We start from the raw sequence: 12,242 nt of genomic DNA, 5'->3' as shown, positions 1-12,242 counted from the left end.
GTGGAGTTTTTTAAAATTGTAGCGAAGTTTTGGCAAAAAATGCCAACACCTCATCACGCAGATTTTTAGGCAGGGCTTGCAGTATTTTTTCATTATTATTTTGGTTATTTAGATTTTGCTTTAGAGATTTTCGCAAAAAAGTCGAGCTTATATCGCCACTATTTAGCTTAAAATCTAGTAGCGCATTTGGACAAAAATCTACATAGTGAAGTTTTACAAAATCTACATTATTTTGGTTTGGATTGCTAAAGTTTTTTTGGTTAGATTTTTTTGCTTTTATAGATTTACTTTGACTAATTTTTTTTGGGCTAGATTTTTGTTCGCCACCTCTTTTAAGCACGACAAAATCTACTAAGCTACTTAGCTCATCTATATTTTTCCATTTGTATAAATCTGCTAGGCAATCCTCCCCTATGACAAAATACAGCGGGGGAGTGAAATTTTGTGATTTTTGCTTATTGCTTAAAAGTTTCTCGCCAAAATATTCTACATAAAAATGCCTTGCTAGCTCACAGGCAAACATTACGCGATTATTTCGAGCTTCTATATCGCTTATGATAACATTATCTATATTTTCACACATTTTTTTGCACCACTGCAAGCGCGTTTGCAGTGGGATAGTAGTGGGGGTTTTTAGCGGATTTTGATACGCGGGGATAACGATAACTTGCCCAAAAATCTTACTAAGCCACAAAATAATCTCAAAATGTGCCAAATGTGGTGGGTCAAAGCTACCACCAAATATAGCAACTTTGTCTGTGGCTATGCTATCTGGCGTGGTGGGGCTTGCTTGATTTTTGGTAGCTACAAGGGCTTTAGTGGCTTTCATCAAATCTGCTCGTGCGGGTTAGTTTGCTAAATTTCACGCCCCTTAGCCCTGCCATTTCTAGTGCGAAATTTTGCACCGCGCTTGGCTTGCCCTTTAGCATTATGGATTCTAGGCAGTTGTGAGCATCGATATGAATGTGTGTGGAGCAGAGAATATCAATATTTGCATTGTGCTGAATGTCGATAATGCGCTGATTTAGCTCTCTTTGATGATGGTCAAAAACAACTACAAGCACGGCGATATTGTCTTGGGACTCATCTTGCCAGCTCTCTTCGACTAGCTTTTGACGTATCATATCACGCACAAGCTCGGAGCGAGATGAGTATCCTTGAGTGATTATGCGAGAATCTAGCTCTGCTAATAAATGTGGCTCTAGCGAGATAGAAAGCCTTGTAACGCTATCTTCTTTAGAATGTTGTTTGGGGGAGTGTTGTTTGGGGGAATGTTTGGGGTTTTGGGTGTTTTCTGCGTGATTTGAAGCGGGATTTTGGGTAAGGTTTTTTGTAAGTTTTTCAGCAAGATTTTGGTTTTTTAGAGAATTTTTTGTGTAGCTTGTGTGGTTTTTTGATTTTGTCTTTATTGTAGCCATATCTTTGCCTTGCTTTTTAGTCCATCTATATCACTTGAAGCATAAAAATCAATATGTGTGATTTCAAAGGCGTTTCTGCGTAGATTGAAGTTTGATTCTAGTAGCTCCACAATCGCTTCGCCCGAATGAATTAGCACACTCTCCCCGCCAAAAAACTCCCCAATCTGCTTAGAGATAAGCGGGAAATGCGTGCAGCCCAAAATCACGGCTTGAGGTTTTGCCCTCCCAAGTGCGGGAGAGTCCAAAAACTCATCTAAATAAAAATGAAGTGCAGAATCTAGCACCACTTCGCCCTTGCCACGATATAGTCCCTCCTCTACAAGCGGGACAAATAGCCCTGTATCTTTGCTTACAAAGCGCGTGTATCCCGCTTCTCTTAGTCGCTTCTCATACTGCTTAGAATCTATGGTGGCTTTTGTGCCGATGATGAGCGTGGGAGAATCTTTGTCATCTAGCGCGTTTATGCAGGCTTTGACACCCGCTTCGATTACGCCTACTATGGGGAAGCTAGCTTTTTTTTGCATAGTTTCTAGGGCATAAGCACTCACGGTGTTGCACGCCACAAGTAGCATATCAATATTGTGCGGAGCGAAAAACTCCAAGCACTCAAGCGCAAATCGCACAATCGTATCACGGTCTTTGACACCATAAGGCACGCGCGCGGTGTCGCCATAATACACTGCTTGAGCAAACATTCGCGCTTCAAGCACGGACTTTGCCACACTTAAGCCACCTATGCCACTATCAAAAATTCCTACCTTTGTCATTGGTTTTGTCATTGCCTACATTGTGCCTTTTGTGATTTTGCTTTTTTGTGAGATTTATTTGGGAGTTTTTATGAAAGCAGATTTTAGGCAAAATATTGCCAAAATCTATCCCCAAAAACTACTCCTTTTCATTCATTTTGTTTAAAAACTCTTCATTGTCCTTGGTGGATTGCATTTTGGCATAGATAAATGATAGTGCCTCGACATCGTCCATTTGGCTCATCACATTTCGTAGCATCCATATTTTTGTGAGATTTTCTTTGCTTAGGAGCAAGTCATCTTTGCGCGTGCCTGATTTTAGTATGTCAAAGGCGGGGTAGATTCTGCGCTCTGATATGGAACGGGCTAGCACGATTTCGCTATTTCCTGTGCCTTTGAACTCCTCAAATATGACTTCGTCCATTTTGCTTCCTGTCTCTATGAGTGCTGTGGCGATGATAGTTAGGCTACCGCCTTGCTCAATATTTCTAGCCGCACCAAAAAACCTCTTTGGCTTATGAAGTGCGTTTGCATCGACACCACCACTTAGGATTTTGCCACTTGCTGGGGTTACGGTGTTATAAGCGCGAGCAAGCCTTGTGATAGAATCTAACAATATCACGACATCTTTGCCGTTTTCGACTTCACGCTTTGCCCTCTCTAGGACGAGCTCGGCTACGCGGATATGATTTGCGCTTGGGAGGTCAAATGTCGAGCTATACACGCTACCTTTGACACTTCGCTGCATATCAGTTACTTCCTCTGGTCGTTCATCGACAAGTAGCACCATTAGCTCTACTTCGGGATGATTGGCACTTATGCCGTGTGCTAGCTCTTTCATAAGCTCGGTTTTGCCCGTGCGTGGAGGGGCGACTATGAGAGCTCTTTGTCCCTTGCCTATGGGGCTAAACAAATCAAGCATACGGCCTGTAACCTTGCTAGGATTGTATTCTAGTCGTAATTGTTGCGTAGGGAAAAGTGGGGTTAGATTGTCAAAAAGTGGGCGGTTTTTCATCTCATCTAGCGGTTTATAATTCACCGCTTCTATTTTTAGTAAGGCGTAGTATTTTTCTTGCTCTCTAGGCAAGCGCACTTGCCCTGTAACAATGTCGCCATTTCGCAGAGCAAAGCGATAGATTTGTGTTTGGCTTACATAGGTGTTGTTTTTGCTATCAGTAAATGCCTCATCAACCGCGCGCAAAAATCCATATCCCTCTTGAGTAATCTCTAAAACTCCTGTGAAAAGCAAGTATCCACCTTGTGAAACTTGAGCTTTTAGGATTTCAAACATCAAGTCCGCGCGTTTGAATTCTTGTGGATTTTCTACTTGTAGTCCTTGCGCGATAGATACAAGCTGTGAAATGGGCTTTTGGCTTAGCTCTTCTAGCTTATAGACTTCTGCGGGGATATGTTTTTGGGTGCGATTTTGGTTGTTTTGGTGGTTTGAGTCGCTATTATTTGCGCGTGCGTGGGTAGAGGTGGAGTTTGAGTGGGATTTGGTAGCCATTTTGGGATTCCTTGTGTGTGGTAATGTAGTCAAAATAAGTAAAAAGCAGAAATGCGATTATAGCCTAAAAATTTAACAATCAAATGCAAATATGCCCAAATGGCGCAAAATTAGGATTTTGGATTTTGGGCAGAATCTTTTGTAAAATCTTGTGAAGTGTTGTGAAATTATTGTAAAAAATTATGGAGCTTAAAAAAGGTGTGAAAATCTTAAAACTTAATTGCGCTGAAAACTCTCTGCACCATTTGTGTCGTTTGCAAAGTCGCAAAGACTGTGTAAAGAAAGACTATTAAAGTTTATTTAGAATTTATAGGTGGCAAAAGCAGGTTTTAGATTTTATTTGGATTTTATTTTTGGGATTGTAGTCTAGATAAAGGGCTATTTAAAAAAAGCCGTTTTTAGATTCTAGGTTTGTGGCTAATTTGCATTGGAGGCGTTAGACACGGCTTGCAATGGGCATTTTTCATCTTCGCATACAAATGCCCTACCCTCCTCAAAATCCCTAGCCCATATCCCAAATCCATACGCAATGGTGTATTCCCACATTTTGCCATAGGCTTCTAGCTTGCCACTATACTCTGCGCAGCCCACACCTGCATACCCAGCGGGCAAATCAAGCCCGCTTGAAGCGATAGGCTTTGCTAGCTCAAAAAACTTTTTTACATCACTTTTGGTTTGTAGCTCGGTAAGCTCGGCGGGGCAGGCGTGTCCTGTGCCTTTGCGCTTGTATCTTTGGACACTTAGGCTTAGCACTTCTATTTGGGCTTTTTGTGGGTCAAAATCAGGCTGCCAATCGGCATTGTGATAAATATCGGGTGAGTTAAACCCTTTGGTAAAAAGGTGCATTTCGCCATTTTCTAGCACGGCTTTTGTCTGCATAAATCCAGCTGAAGTATTGCGCGGGACGGTGATAATTAGGGTGTTTTCCTCTATCTCAAACTTAGGGTGAGAGAGGATTCTCTCTATCTCGCCACGATAAAGTATCGCTTCTCTGCCTGCCTCGTGCTCAAAGATTTTGATAGTGTCAATGTGGTTTTTAAACACCCAGATTTTGTTGCGGCTCTCTAGCTCGCCCTCATACAGTAGCGTGCAGTCCTGCTCGCAATAGGGCTGAATGTATTTTTCAATCATTCTTTGGGCTTGAGGGGAAGTAAAGCTTGTGATACCATAGTCTTTTGGTGGGGCTTTTGGGGTGGATTTTTTGCTTTTGTCATCACAGCCTAGAAACAATGCTGTGGAGGCTAGCAATAGAGCTAGCACAAGATGGGCAAGTTTTTGCATTTTTGCTCCTTGCTAGATTTTGGATTGGGGGGTGTTTGGCGTGGTATGATTTGGGTCGCTACGAAGTAGCGGTATAAGGTGCTATGCAAAATCAAGTGGCATTATACCACACTCTGTGGCTTTAAGCAAAATATTGGATATTTGTATAAAAATCTTTGCTAGAATGTGGCGTTTGGCTTGGCTTTGGAAGTGGCAAGTCTTGGTAGTTGCAAATCTTGGCTACCGATTTGCATTTTAGCACTAAGGGTGGCAAAACACACATTTGATACGCACGCTATGGTGCATTTTATTTTATATTTATGGGAAAGGCAAATGCGTAAAACCACAAAATCTATGCAAAATCACACAAACATAAAGCATATCATTATCCAAGCAGGTGGCAAAGGCACACGCCTAGAGGGACTTACGCGCAATAAGCCCAAATGCCTTGTGCCTTATGATAATCTGCCTATCATTTTTCATCTTTTTAGGAAATTTGAGGGCGCGAGATTCACTATAATTGCGGATTATAAAATCGAGGTTTTGCAAAAATATCTCACTATCTTTGCCAAAGGCGTGGATTATAGGATTTTGCGTGCAAAAGATGAAGGCACGATTGCTGGAATCGGCGAGGCGATAAGTGATTTTAGTGAGAGTGAGCCTTTTATGATTATTTGGTGTGATTTGATTTTATCAAAAGCATTTAAGTTGCCAAATTTTGCCAAAAATTACGCACAAAATAGCATAAATTCTACTTCTACAAATATTACCCCCCCCCCCCCCAATTTACGCGCGAAATCTCGCGCGAATCGCATAATGATAGCAAGTTAGATTCATACAAACCCCACCCTAAATCCCTCGGCTGCGGGGAGGGACTTTCTTTTGATTCTCTTTCCACCGCTTGTGGCAACTCCGCACTTTCCCCCTCCCTTGCGGAGGGGGCTAGGGGGTGGGTAGAAAATTTCATCGGCATTTCAGGCGATTTTGAGTGTCGCTGGAGCTATGAAAATGGCAGATTCATAAATATCCCAAGTTATACAAACGGCGTAGCGGGGCTTTTTATCTTTGGCAACAAAAAATGTCTAGCAAATATCCCACAAAGTGGCGCATTGGTTGAGTGGCTTCAAACCCAAGACATAGCCTTTACGCCACTAGATTTGGCACATAGCAAGGAAATCGGCACGCTTTTAGTCTATACCGAGACAAACCCGCAAAATCTAACCCGCCCTTTTAATAAAATCGAGTTTAGGGACAATCTCGCCATAAAAACCGCGCTAGATTCGCAAGGCAGAGCGATAGCCCAAAAAGAGTGCGCGTGGTATGAATTCGTCCAAAGTCTAGGATTTACGCAAATTCCGCAAATCTACTCGCTCTCCCCGCTTACGATGAAAAAAATCAAAGGCAAAAATATCTATGAATACGAGTGCCTACTCAAAAGCCAGAAAAAAGAGATTTTGGCAAAAATCATCGATTCGCTAAAATCCTTACACAATCTCGTGCCCAAAATCCACGCAAATGACGCGGATTCACACGAAACCTATATCGCCAAAACCTTTGATAGACTTGCACTTGTGGAGAGCCTAATCCCCTTTGCCCGTGATGAGTTTATCAAAATCAACGGCAGATATTACAAAAACGCGCTTTTTGACAAGGACAAAATCACGCGCCTAGCGACTTCGCACTTTCCACGCGAATTTGCCCTGATACACGGCGACCCGACATTTTCAAACATACTCTTTGATAGCTTTAATATGCAGGTGGTGCTTATCGACCCGCGCGGATACTTCGGGGAAACGCGCTTTTTTGGCGATAGCGACTATGACTTTGCCAAACTTTACTACTCGCTGTGCGGGGGTTATGACCAATTTAATCGCAAGAAATTTACGCTTTTAATCGGTGAGCGTGAGGTAGAACTCGCCATAAAATCTAGCGGGTGGAGCGATATGAGCGAGGAATTTTTCGACTTACTACCAAGTGTTAGCAAAGAGAAAATCAAGCTACTTCACGCACTGATTTGGCTATCTCTAACGGCTTACGCGTGGGAGGATTATGATAGCATTTGCGCGGCATTCTATTACGGCACAATGCTTTTGGAGGGATTTTTATGATTAGCAAAGGCAATTTGTTCTGGGGTATGCGATTTCGCACTTGTAAAAATTTTTGGGAACAACAGACTCCAAGTCTAGTTTTATCCCAAAAATTTTTACAAATACAAAAGCCACACCGCCATTACTTCGATTGTTGCTTCGAGCTGTCGCTCTCGCAAATTACGCGAATTGCGATTCATCTTGTGAATCGGCTACGAATCAAATGTGAATTGCTATTTCGTCATTGCGAGATTTTGCGTAGCAAAATCGTGGCAATCCAAAATTCCCCCTCCATTGCGGAGGGGGTTAGGGTGTGGGTAATTCGCATTTTCGTCATTGCAAGTGAGTGCGTAGCACAAACGCGACAATCCACTTTTGCTCGTCATTGCGAGATTCGGCAACGCCGAATCGAAGCAATCCAAAAAAAAATGTGGATTGCCACGAATCGCTACGCGATTCCCACAATGACAATGAGCGTGGCAAGACAATAAATTTCAACAAAGGAGCATAAATGCTAAGATTTTACTTAGGACTTACAAGGCAAGAGTGGCGGATTTTTAAGGAGCGCAATCTAAATCTTTGCGCTATTATTTTGCAAAATCACGCGGTTTTGAAAGAAAAATATTTACAAAAATGGTGGTATTTGCGGTGGCTTTTGCGTAGATTCAAGCACAAAAGAATAGTGCGACTTGAAAAAATCAAGCTATTTTTCACGCGCAAAGTTTCCGTGCCGACTATGGACTTTAACATTACCACGCGTTGCACTTTGAAGTGCCAAGATTGCGGTAGTCTTATGCCACTATATACCAAAGAACAGCACTTTGATGAGAGTTTGGATAGCTTTAAGATTCGGCTTGATGCTTTGCTTAACAATGTTAGCCATATTTATCAGTTTAAAATCATCGGTGGAGAGCCATTGCTTAACAAAGACTTTGCGGGTATAGTGGATTATGCGTGTAGCAAAAAGCAGATTTTGCTTGTCCAAATCACTACAAATGGCACGATTTTGCCCTCGCCCCAAGTGCTAGAATCACTTATTCGCAACAAAGATAGAATCCAAATTTTTGTCTCAAACTACACGCTACACAATAAAACAAAATACGATGAGTTGCTTAATCTTTTGGCGCAAAATGACATTCCACACGATACCGTGCGCAATGCAAGTGATTTTAGGTGGATTCAAAGGGGCGATATTTTTGCTAGAAATAGAGACAAAGAGGGCATTAAGAACACTTTTTGGAATTGTTGGCAAAGGGATTGCGTTTCGTATTTTGAGGGGCGATATTTGGTTTGCACGAGGGCATATTGGATTGAAAAAGCGTTAAATCCAAATATCAATCTAAATGATGGTATCAACCTTAATATAACCGCTACAAATGGGGGGGGGGGGGGAATCAACCCCACAAAAACTTGTCGCGTGAATTTATCAAATTTTATACCAAAGAATCTTTTGGAGTTTGTGATTATTGCCACAATCTTAGTGAGGGATATAAGCAAATTGATGCTGGGATTCAAGTTAAATGATAAAAGCCGTCATTGCGGGAAATCCGCAAGGATTTTCGTAGCAATATGCGATAGATTCGTCATTGCGAGATTTTGCATAGCAAAATCGTGGCAATCCATATTGTTTTTGTGGATTGCTTCGTTGCACTTTGTGCGCCTCGCAATGACAAAACAACCAAAATTTCAACACAAAGGAGCATAAATGAAACTCACCAAAGCCCAATACCAAATCTACCAAAAGCGTGTCATAGACTACTATGTGCGAAACAAACTCTACGGCGTGCATAATCTAAAACGCGCTATGGGCAAAAGTAGCGATAAATCAATTATGATCTTAGAGCTACCCAAAGTCGCGCTTAAAAAGATTGCTAAATTTTTTAGCGTTTTTATCCCTATTTCGCGCTATCGCAAGTCATTTCGCAATGCGATTTTTAGCGCACTTGATTTTATACCAAGTCATCGCTATGATTTTTTGCGAATGCGCGTAATGCGTGATTTTAAGCAAAAAGGCAAAATCTGCTTGCCACAAGTGGAGTTTGCCATTACCACCACTTGCAACCTTAAATGCAAAAATTGCAAGAACTATATCCCCTACCTACCGCACGATAAGCAACGCACAATTAGCTTTAGCGATTTTCAAACCTACCTTAGCAATCTCCTTGCAAACGCAGACAAACTAAACGCGCTTTTGTTGCTTGGTGGAGAGCCACTACTGCATAAAGAACTGCCCCAAATGCTTGATTTTGCCCTGCAAAATCCAAAGATTGAGAGCGTTTATATAACTACAAATGGCACGATTTACTTTAGCGATGCCTTGCGCGCGGTGTTTGAGCGACACAAAGGCAATCCAAAGCTATGGATTTGGGTAAGCAACTACACGGCGAATCCGCGCCTTGTCAAACGGCTAAAAAGCTATGATTTGGTGGATTATCTAAAGGCGAATAATATGAATTATATTTTTATCGATGATAATGTGTGGGGCAAATCGCAACCGCCTACTTACAAGGAGTTTAAGCGCACGGACGCGGAGAATTCCGCCTACTTTTTGGCGTGCAATACGCCCTGCGTGTCGGTGTATGGCAGTGAGCTTTCCATTTGCCCACGCGCTAGTCATTTTGCGGCAAATGGCACGATTAACCAAAAGTCGCAAAGCAAAACTCAAAGCGTGGAAAATGTGGCGTTTGTGAATGCTGAATCATTAACGGGGGGGGGGGGGGGAATCGCCTTACAAAAAAATCTCTCAAATCCTCAAATCATTCGCGAATCGCGAATCAAGATTCACGAATCAAGATGGGCGATTCAGCTTTGCCACCGCTTGAATCTTTGCGACTTGATAGAGAGATTAGCAAGGAGGATTTACTCGCTTTTTATACCTACACAAATTTTAGTGCGTGTAGGTATTGTGATATTTGCAATCAGCGCGAGACTTGCACCCCAGCGTTGCAAATAGGAGAGGAATAGCTATGTGCCGTCATTGCGAGATTCGGCAACGCCGAATCAAAGCAATCCAAAAAATAAAGGAACATAAATGAAAAACATTAAAGACAATTTAGTGGAAGTATCACAGATGAGAAATCGTGGTTTTCAAGCGCGAAGCGAGGGAGTTTGCTTGTCGCAAATGACCGAAGCTAAGCGCGTAGAATCCACGATTTATCGCCGTGAGACAACGCTAAAACTATCCACTTTGCCAAAGACTTGGCTTATCGACATTGACGGCACGATTGTAAAGCACAATGGCTATAAAGATAATGGGCGCGACACTCTACTAAACGGCGTGAGTGAGTTTTTTGCGAGTTTGCCAAAGGACGATAAAGTGATTTTGCTTACCGCGCGTGAGAGTAGCCAAGTGCCTAGTCTTAAAGACTTTTTGGCAGAGCACAAAATCCGCTTTGACGCGCTTATCAGCGATTTACCCTTTGGGGAGCGGATTTTGGTGAATGATGCCAAGCCTAGTGGGCTTAAAACCGCCTTTGCGATAAATAAAAAGAGAGATGAGGATTTTTGCGTGGAGGTGGAAAGAGATGAGAAGTTGTGATTTACCCCTCCCTAAATCCCTCCCGCAAGGGGAGGGACTTTTCTTTGATTATCCATTGCGTGTGGGTAATCCCGCAGATTCCCCCTCCCTTGTTTTTGGAGTTTCTATGTGTCCCCCCCCCCCTCCCTTGCGGAGGGGGTTAGGGGGTGGGTAAATCGCATTTTCGTCATTGCGAGGCGATTTATCGCCGAAGCAAACCAAAAAACAATAAATAAGGAGTAAAAAATGAACGACAAACCTATCCAAACTTTGCAAGAACTCGCGCAAAACTTAAAAGCGGATTGCTATTATTTCGTAAGCCCTTGCAGTGCGGGTGATACTTATCGACTATGCACTCTAAAACCAGCATTAGAGTCGCATTATAAAGGCAAAATCATTTTTATCATAAAGGCTATGCACGAAGCGATATGCGAAATGTTTGTGGGGTTGGAATATGTGATTTGCGAGGATAAAAGCGTGGATTTTTGCAAAAACAAGCAATGTTTAACCATAGATAATGTCGTATCTGTGCCTACGCTAGGCAAGATTCACTCAAATTTTATATATTATCAATTTCCAGCTGATACGGATAATCAACTTGATTTTGATAGAGTGCGACTTATGCTCCCACAAAACGCACAGCGAGTTTTGCCTACAAATCTCCCAAAAATCAGCAAATCTCTACGCGACAAACTTGATAAAATCGCCCCTTTGAATCAAATCATATTATTTTGCCCAGAGGCAAATTCTTTTCCTAAACTACCATTTATCATTTTTAAGGACGAATGCCAAAGGCTACGCAAAGAGGGATACAGCATAGTTGTAAATAGCCTAAAATACAAGAAAGAATACGCTAGATTTTTTATGGGTGGCGTGTATGATTTGGACTTATCACTAAAAGAAGCGATTGCTTTGGGAATCTCGTGTGCTGGAGTGATTTCTACTCGTGCGGGATTTTGTGATATTGTCGCTCATTATTGCAAAAGACTTAAAATCTACTACACGGCTTTTAGTAATTACATAATGTGGGATAGAGTGCTACCAAATACACAGCGGGTGTATGTGTGCGATGTGCCTATCTATAAGAAGTTTTTGCAAATAAGTAGAGAATCTCTGCCGATAAGGCTTTATAAACGCTACGCCACAAAGGGATTTTTGAAAAAATTGCGATTGCCTTTCACGGCGTATTTTAAGATTTATCGGCGACATAAAGACAATGATATTGCGCCAAAAGAAATGGGAGAACTTATCGAGCAAGAGCTAATGCAAAGCTACGAATACAATCTAGGACTTGCCCTGCAAAAAGCCTGTGAGCGGTTTTGGTGGGGTGGATTTTTGCTTTTTCCACTTGCCTATCTCAAAATCAGAGTTCAAAAAGGTAAGGGCTTTAAGCGTATTGATGTGTTATCATAAAATCACGACTTAAAAATCACTAAATTTTGCGCTTTTGGATTTGATACAAGCAGCAAGCCTTGTAGTCAAAATCGCAAAAAACGCAAAAAATACTTTGTAAAATCTACCTTAGCAAACACGCTAAAAACCACGCAAACACGCTAAAAACCACTTTTACAAAATCTACTTCAAAAATCATTTTGCAAAACCTGCTTTATAAAACCTACTTTGCAAAATCTACATTGCGCAATCTTGCAAGTATCCCTCAAAATCAAAAAAAATTAAAAATCTACAAACAATAAAAATTAGCAAAAA

General features: G+C 41.7%; 15 protein-coding genes and 1 pseudogene. 8 read left to right on the top strand and 8 right to left on the bottom strand.

The annotated features are described in order from the left end of the window. Positions 1 to 10: 10 nt before the first annotated feature. The 7 genes and pseudogenes from HMPREF2086_RS09265 to HMPREF2086_RS12405 form a co-directional block, all read right to left on the bottom strand. Positions 11 to 829, bottom strand: coding sequence for a nicotinate-nicotinamide nucleotide adenylyltransferase (locus HMPREF2086_RS09265; RefSeq protein ID WP_023928565.1), 819 nt, complete (start codon positions 827 to 829; stop codon positions 11 to 13). After that, positions 816 to 1,244, bottom strand: a pseudogene (gene nikR, locus HMPREF2086_RS09260) (nickel-responsive transcriptional regulator NikR); the annotation flags it as partial. The pseudogene nikR and the gene HMPREF2086_RS09265, both read right to left, overlap by 14 nt. 161 nt (positions 1,245 to 1,405) lie before the next feature. Beyond that, positions 1,406 to 2,197 (bottom strand): glutamate racemase, encoded by a 792-nt coding sequence (gene murI, locus HMPREF2086_RS09255; RefSeq protein ID WP_023928563.1) that lies wholly within the window; start codon positions 2,195 to 2,197, stop codon positions 1,406 to 1,408. Then, entirely contained in the window at positions 2,163 to 2,300 is a 138-nt protein-coding gene (locus HMPREF2086_RS11795; protein WP_156921336.1) for a hypothetical protein, read from the bottom strand. The genes murI and HMPREF2086_RS11795 overlap by 35 nt, the downstream gene beginning before the upstream one ends. Before the next feature lie 3 nt (positions 2,301 to 2,303). After that, the gene (gene rho / locus HMPREF2086_RS09250; RefSeq protein ID WP_023928562.1) at positions 2,304 to 3,671 is read right to left on the bottom strand and encodes a transcription termination factor Rho; all 1,368 of its coding nucleotides are present in this window, start codon (positions 3,669 to 3,671) and stop codon (positions 2,304 to 2,306) included. 417 nt (positions 3,672 to 4,088) lie between these two features. Then, positions 4,089 to 4,952, bottom strand: a complete 864-nt coding sequence (locus tag HMPREF2086_RS09245) for a hypothetical protein (RefSeq protein WP_023928561.1) — start codon at positions 4,950 to 4,952, stop codon at positions 4,089 to 4,091. A 121-nt stretch (positions 4,953 to 5,073) separates the two neighbouring features. Next, the gene (locus HMPREF2086_RS12405) at positions 5,074 to 5,205 is read right to left on the bottom strand and encodes a hypothetical protein (protein WP_269549995.1); all 132 of its coding nucleotides are present in this window, start codon (positions 5,203 to 5,205) and stop codon (positions 5,074 to 5,076) included. A 59-nt stretch (positions 5,206 to 5,264) separates the two neighbouring features. Here HMPREF2086_RS12405 and HMPREF2086_RS09240 point away from each other — a divergent pair, with 59 nt between their 5' ends. Continuing rightward, positions 5,265 to 5,762, top strand: a complete 498-nt coding sequence (locus tag HMPREF2086_RS09240; protein ID WP_023928560.1) for a nucleotidyltransferase family protein — start codon at positions 5,265 to 5,267, stop codon at positions 5,760 to 5,762. On the opposite strand, the gene HMPREF2086_RS11790 is transcribed toward HMPREF2086_RS09240, so the two are convergent. Further along, positions 5,698 to 5,904, bottom strand: coding sequence for a hypothetical protein (locus tag HMPREF2086_RS11790; RefSeq protein ID WP_148374524.1), 207 nt, complete (start codon positions 5,902 to 5,904; stop codon positions 5,698 to 5,700). The two genes, HMPREF2086_RS09240 and HMPREF2086_RS11790, sit on opposite strands and share 65 nt — an antisense overlap. A gap of 136 nt (positions 5,905 to 6,040) precedes the next feature. Between HMPREF2086_RS11790 and HMPREF2086_RS09235 the strand changes: the two genes are divergently transcribed. The 7 genes from HMPREF2086_RS09235 (at position 6,041) to HMPREF2086_RS09210 (ending at position 11,948) form a co-directional block, all read left to right on the top strand. Next, positions 6,041 to 7,039 (top strand): phosphotransferase, encoded by a 999-nt coding sequence (locus tag HMPREF2086_RS09235; RefSeq protein ID WP_023928559.1) that lies wholly within the window; start codon positions 6,041 to 6,043, stop codon positions 7,037 to 7,039. Positions 7,040 to 7,221: 182 nt separating this feature from the next. Further along, positions 7,222 to 7,509, top strand: a complete 288-nt coding sequence (locus HMPREF2086_RS11785; RefSeq protein ID WP_148374523.1) for a hypothetical protein — start codon at positions 7,222 to 7,224, stop codon at positions 7,507 to 7,509. 20 nt (positions 7,510 to 7,529) lie between these two features. Further along, positions 7,530 to 8,723, top strand: a complete 1,194-nt coding sequence (locus HMPREF2086_RS09225) for a radical SAM protein (RefSeq protein WP_023928556.1) — start codon at positions 7,530 to 7,532, stop codon at positions 8,721 to 8,723. Beyond that, positions 8,724 to 9,971 (top strand): radical SAM protein, encoded by a 1,248-nt coding sequence (locus HMPREF2086_RS09220; protein ID WP_023928554.1) that lies wholly within the window; start codon positions 8,724 to 8,726, stop codon positions 9,969 to 9,971. It begins immediately after the preceding gene. A gap of 78 nt (positions 9,972 to 10,049) precedes the next feature. Beyond that, complete coding sequence (locus HMPREF2086_RS09215; protein ID WP_023928552.1) at positions 10,050 to 10,556, top strand: hypothetical protein; 507 nt, start codon at positions 10,050 to 10,052, stop codon at positions 10,554 to 10,556. Then, complete coding sequence (locus tag HMPREF2086_RS11780; RefSeq protein WP_156921335.1) at positions 10,543 to 10,710, top strand: hypothetical protein; 168 nt, start codon at positions 10,543 to 10,545, stop codon at positions 10,708 to 10,710. The genes HMPREF2086_RS09215 and HMPREF2086_RS11780 overlap by 14 nt, the downstream gene beginning before the upstream one ends. 71 nt (positions 10,711 to 10,781) lie before the next feature. Further along, positions 10,782 to 11,948: a hypothetical protein gene (locus HMPREF2086_RS09210; protein ID WP_023928551.1), complete on the top strand. Its 1,167-nt coding sequence runs from the start codon at positions 10,782 to 10,784 to the stop codon at positions 11,946 to 11,948. Positions 11,949 to 12,242: the final 294 nt, after the last annotated feature.

It is taken from the genome of Helicobacter macacae MIT 99-5501 (genome assembly GCF_000507845.1).
GTDB classification, from domain to species: Bacteria; Campylobacterota; Campylobacteria; order Campylobacterales; family Helicobacteraceae; genus Helicobacter_B; species Helicobacter_B macacae.
The sequence above is the reverse complement of the archived record's forward strand: the minus strand, read 5'-3'. Positions and strand labels throughout refer to the sequence as shown.

Coding starts and splice junctions, on each gene's coding strand:
- HMPREF2086_RS09265 (WP_023928565.1), bottom strand. CDS start 829: ATGAAAGCCACTAAAGCCCTTGTAGCTACCAAAAATCAAGCAAGCCCC.
- murI (WP_023928563.1), bottom strand. CDS start 2,197: ATGACAAAACCAATGACAAAGGTAGGAATTTTTGATAGTGGCATAGGT.
- rho (WP_023928562.1), bottom strand. CDS start 3,671: ATGGCTACCAAATCCCACTCAAACTCCACCTCTACCCACGCACGCGCA.
- HMPREF2086_RS09245 (WP_023928561.1), bottom strand. CDS start 4,952: ATGCAAAAACTTGCCCATCTTGTGCTAGCTCTATTGCTAGCCTCCACA.
- HMPREF2086_RS09240 (WP_023928560.1), top strand. CDS start 5,265: ATGCGTAAAACCACAAAATCTATGCAAAATCACACAAACATAAAGCAT.
- HMPREF2086_RS11790 (WP_148374524.1), bottom strand. CDS start 5,904: ATGCCGATGAAATTTTCTACCCACCCCCTAGCCCCCTCCGCAAGGGAG.
- HMPREF2086_RS09225 (WP_023928556.1), top strand. CDS start 7,530: ATGCTAAGATTTTACTTAGGACTTACAAGGCAAGAGTGGCGGATTTTT.
- HMPREF2086_RS09220 (WP_023928554.1), top strand. CDS start 8,724: ATGAAACTCACCAAAGCCCAATACCAAATCTACCAAAAGCGTGTCATA.
- HMPREF2086_RS09215 (WP_023928552.1), top strand. CDS start 10,050: ATGAAAAACATTAAAGACAATTTAGTGGAAGTATCACAGATGAGAAAT.
- HMPREF2086_RS11780 (WP_156921335.1), top strand. CDS start 10,543: ATGAGAAGTTGTGATTTACCCCTCCCTAAATCCCTCCCGCAAGGGGAG.
- HMPREF2086_RS09210 (WP_023928551.1), top strand. CDS start 10,782: ATGAACGACAAACCTATCCAAACTTTGCAAGAACTCGCGCAAAACTTA.